Here is a 4,512-nt window from a genome sequence, read left to right on the forward strand (position 1 = left end):
AGTGAGCGGGTGATGGATCCTGATGAAAGCAGTGTTATCCTCATGAGCTCGGTGAATTTCAGGAAAGATTTATGGATGCTCATTTCACGGCTCTGCTGCAACATGGCGGAAATAGTGTTGAATACATTGAAGGTGAAATGCGGATCGAGCTGGTTGCTGGTGGATTGAAGCTGTAAGGAGAGGATCTGTCCGGCAATCTTTTCTTTGGCCCTGATCTGCTGCAGTTGTATTTTCCTGATAAGCAGAACGAATACCAGCACGCCCAGGTAAATAAGAATCCAGCTCCCTATCAGTTTAATGTAATAAGGATGGGCTGAACATTGCAGAATGATCTTCCTTTTTTTATCCTGAATTACCAGGAAGGGTTTTTCCTGGTGAGAGTGGAAGGATACTTCATAACTATCGAGGCCCGTTGTGGGAAAAGTGGCGAGGACGTTCAGGTCAGGATTGGAAATGATAAGGCTGGTACCATCGGTGGATTTAAAAAGCCATTCGTTTTTACCATCAAAATTAACATCGCAAACATAGCATTCTGAATTAATGTCGATTCCCAGGTAATCTTTACGGATGACCTGTAAAGTTGAGTCAACAACCCATAGTTCACCGTCTTGCTTTAGAAGAAGAATCTTGTCTTGGTCTTCAGAATGGTTTACGATGCTGAACCTATCCTTTTTTGAGTAGGAGGGAGCATCATTTTGTTTTACAATTTTTCCAAACCGGTTAAAAAGCAGGAATTCGTTGGCATTGCTTTCATGCCCTATGGAGTGGTGAAAGGCAAAAATGCATGTTTTATGACCGCACTTCAAAAGCGAGACAAAGAACCGGGTGCCTCCTCCGGGAAACTCCACGGGTGGCGCTGTTAACTGTAGATCATGATCAAAGATAAACAACCAGGAACTATGATCTTTATAGGGTAGGTTCATCGTGTCAGGAATATTTTCACAGGCATTTGTGCTTCCTGTAATTTCCTTAAATCCGTCGTTGTTCAGATCAGACAAAATAGGTTCAGAGATGATGCTTCCGGCGCTTTGGGAAGATATTATTGAATCGCTCAGATAGTCATACCTGTATATTTTCCTGGGAGTTAAAGAGAATCCTCCTGCAATGCTAAAGAATATCTCTTTCTTGCCGTCATCTTCAAGATCGACCACTTTGAAAAAAGGGATATTAAAGTCGATCTGTCTGCCGAGTGTGCCGTATTTATCTGTAAATCTGAGATTAATAAGTGTCCAGTCGACAGGAAGCGGTTCGAACGCACTTAAAAAAATCGAATCGTTTTGCACCGTAAAGCCGTAAACCTCCAGGATGCCGTTATTGTCGACATCCCCGAAATATAATTCCCTGGTATATCTTGAAAATTCTCCGGGAAAGTTCCATTGTCCCGCCACTCCACCAAAATGATCATAAACCTGGAAACAGAACTGGCCGTGAGCATCTCCGTAGGCTATGATCAGTTCCGTATTGCCGTCGTTATCCAGATCTTCGTAATAGTGAATACTTTCTTTATGTTCCAAAAGAGCGTCTTCAACGACAGCAATTTTTATTTTTTGGAAAAGAGGAGGGAGGAGGAGGATAATGATGATAGCGACGGGAAGGGATAAGAAATAAGGGGAGTAGATAATATTTCTGATATAACCAAGCATGCATTAAATGGATATGTCGTAAATATAGGGAAATAATTATTCTGAATGAAATTGTGAGCGGCTTACCCGGAGAATAAAAAAAAGGTAGCTTAAGAAGCTACCTTGAAAAGTTCTGCGGACCGGACGGGACTAGAACCCGTCTCGCCTGAGGTGAGATGACAGGCATGTTAGAAAAAGTTTTTAAGTTGTAATATCTTTTGCCTGCTGGCTCTGTCCGATTGCATTATTGTAGTGGGCTAAAAAACTGGACAGAAATTTTAAAGTTAATAAATTTCCGTCCGGTTTTTTATCCCATTACATCAGCAGTATTTAAACCTGATATTTGCTGTAAAGACGGATAATTCAGGCAATTTCAATTTTCACATTTTTTTTTGCAAAATCACAAAATACATGTATCTTTGCAATCCCTTTTGAGGGTATGTTCTTATATTTTTGGACCGGTAGTTCAGTTTGGTTAGAATACATGCCTGTCACGCATGGGGTCGCGGGTTCGAGTCCCGTCCGGTCCGCAAAAGGGTACACGAAGATGTACCCTTTTTCATTTAAAACTATTGATAATCGTATATTTCCTGACATTTTCTTAGACCTTTATACACTTTACTTAGCATGCAATAAGATTGTTTTTAGTCTACACTTTCTGTAATTTTGTAGACTTGGGACAAAAAAGTGTAGACTAGTTATTTCTTTCTGATCCATCTTATTTGTATAAGTAACTTGCTATTGGGAATGAACCATCTCCTTAATGTCTTCTTTAAAACACATCCTTCATCACCTCTTTCGCAAACCTTGCGTTACCGATAGCGGGTACGATGTCTACCTTAATAGGACAACAGTCCTTAGACCAGGGTGGCTATTGCAGTTTTATTCATTTGCAGGATTAATTCACGAGGTGAATATATATTTTTTCTGATATTATGGATTGTTCCGAATAAAAACTGAGAATGACAAATTGATTTTCAGGAATATTTGGTAAAGCAGATATACGAAAGCAATTTTGACCCGGTGTGACATCCAGCGTGCAAAGTTCTTTTCCCTGTATGCTGGTTATCCTGGCAATTGTTTTTGCAGATGAAGTAATTACTATTTCATTGTTTTTTATTTCAATGAAGTTTTTTTTTACTTCCTGAATGCCTACAGGAAAAAGTGTTAAAATATCCATGGAATTGCTATTGAAATTGGGTACAGCCAGGCAGTTATCCTCATTGTTAATAGCCAGCCCGGCCGGCCCCGCATGTCCTTGTGAAAATACCTCCGGATCGGTATCCCAGGGATATACCCATTTATAAACCCTTCCGCCATTGAGCCATGATGTAACATAAATATTTCGCAGTGTATCCATAACGATCCCATCGTACTGTCCGGAGTTTGTTTCGATGAGGTCAGTGACTTCAAAATTCTCAAGGCTGATGGATACTATATAGCTGTTGGTTTCCCAGGATGCCAGCAAGAGACGGTTTTCTGCCTCATCAAAAACAATATCCTGGGGATGGTCAGGCAAACCTCCCGCAACAATAATGGTATCTTCCAGGGTGGACAGGTTCACACGGTGGATCTTCCCGGCGTTTTCAACTGCATAGAGGTACCCGTTGTTGTCGTTAGCCATTCCATCGAGCCAGTTGGAGACATTAAGCGTTATCGTTCCTACCTTTTGATGGTGGCTTAAACCGTATATTTCAATCTTGTTGCTATGTGTAATGAAAATGGATGTATCCACAATATGTATCCCGAGGCAACTGCTGATGCCTTCTATGATCGCCTCCTGGTTCCCTTCCTGATCAATGGATATGATTTTTCCGTTACCATAATTTGTCACCAGATACTTTTCGTGGACTGCATCCCAGGCAATGTGCTCGGGTTTATTCAGCAGGTTCTGGGATTGTAAACCTGCATGTATTCCCAAAAGGAATATTAGAAAACAATAGAGATGTTTCATGGTACTCAGGATAAAGGTTTTTTAAATTATTTCTGCAAACTTATTTCCTGGAGGTTCAAAAAGGGTTCTTCCCTATCGGACTGGACATATTTTTGTCACACCCAATTTCAATCACTTACTCTGCTTGGAGGATGATGCTTGTTTTAATATGACCTTTCTTTTTAAAATCCACATCTTCAATGATGAAAGGTTGGTATCCTTCCCGGATACATCTGATTTCCCAGATGCCGGGAGGTATTAAAGTCCTGATAAAAATTCCTTCACGGTTGGTGATTGCAGTGTCGGCTTTTGCCGGGTTTCCTTTCACAGGATCCAGGATGACTTTGGCTTGTGCTACCGGCTCTCCGGAAGCGGTCATCACTTTTCCGGTAAATATTCCTTTTTCTTTGAAATCCGGCCTGTCGGAACCATAAATCATGGTGCGGAAAGGAACAACTATCTGCCATGTATCCTGTATCTCAGGTATCTTCCAGTTTTTCATTGCTTCAATAATGGCAGGTCCGAACTGTTCGTTACCCGTGCTGTTGCTGTCAACCACCGCATTCTCCAAAATTCCGTTCTCCCAGGTCATGCTGATAAAAACGGTACCCTTAAGTGCCGGATCATCCATATGGAAGCGCATGATTACATCATGAATATCATCCCAGTGACTACGGAGGTATTTCATCAGGTATTCCACGTTGTTGTCATTTCCTGAGTTCTGACCGGTGACATTGAAACCCGCCATAAAAAATATGACTGTTAAAATCAGGGCTTTTATTGCTTTTTTTTCCATGTGTTTTAATAGTTATTCTCCTTTACTTCACAACCACTTTCATTGTAATTGTTTCGGAATTGTTTCTTACTGATACCGCATAAATACCGGGCTTGAGCCCCAGAAGGTTCCAGGTAATTCTCTCATCTCCCGTTTTTTGTTTCCTTACGATCTTTCCTGTA

The 4,512-nt window shown here is 41.0% G+C and carries 4 protein-coding genes and 1 tRNA gene; 1 reads left to right on the forward strand and 4 read right to left on the reverse strand.

Going from position 1 to position 4,512, the window contains the following annotated elements; translation table 11 throughout:
- A partial coding sequence (locus tag KKA81_02860) for a histidine kinase (GenBank protein MBU2649852.1) occupies positions 1-1,643 on the reverse strand: 1,643 nt, incomplete at its 3' end.
- Positions 1,644-2,077: 434 nt separating this feature from the next.
- Between KKA81_02860 and KKA81_02865 the strand changes: the two genes are divergently transcribed.
- Positions 2,078-2,152, forward strand: a tRNA-Asp gene (locus KKA81_02865).
- A gap of 368 nt (positions 2,153-2,520) precedes the next feature.
- On the opposite strand, the gene KKA81_02870 is transcribed toward KKA81_02865, so the two are convergent.
- The 3 genes from KKA81_02870 to KKA81_02880 form a co-directional block, all read right to left on the reverse strand.
- Positions 2,521-3,576 (reverse strand): hypothetical protein, encoded by a 1,056-nt coding sequence (locus KKA81_02870; protein MBU2649853.1) that lies wholly within the window; start codon positions 3,574-3,576, stop codon positions 2,521-2,523.
- A gap of 115 nt (positions 3,577-3,691) precedes the next feature.
- Positions 3,692-4,351, reverse strand: coding sequence for a carboxypeptidase regulatory-like domain-containing protein (locus tag KKA81_02875; protein ID MBU2649854.1), 660 nt, complete (start codon positions 4,349-4,351; stop codon positions 3,692-3,694).
- A gap of 22 nt (positions 4,352-4,373) precedes the next feature.
- A partial coding sequence (locus KKA81_02880) for a T9SS type A sorting domain-containing protein (protein MBU2649855.1) occupies positions 4,374-4,512 on the reverse strand: 139 nt, incomplete at its 5' end.

The sequence above is a fragment of the Bacteroidota bacterium genome, assembly GCA_018831055.1.
In the GTDB taxonomy this organism is placed as follows: Bacteria; Bacteroidota; Bacteroidia; order Bacteroidales; family B18-G4; genus M55B132.

Excerpts from the sequence above, each read along its gene's own strand:
- KKA81_02870 (MBU2649853.1), bottom strand. The coding sequence starts at position 3,576 with ATGAAACATCTCTATTGTTTTCTAATATTCCTTTTGGGAATACATGCA.
- KKA81_02875 (MBU2649854.1), bottom strand. The coding sequence starts at position 4,351 with ATGGAAAAAAAAGCAATAAAAGCCCTGATTTTAACAGTCATATTTTTT.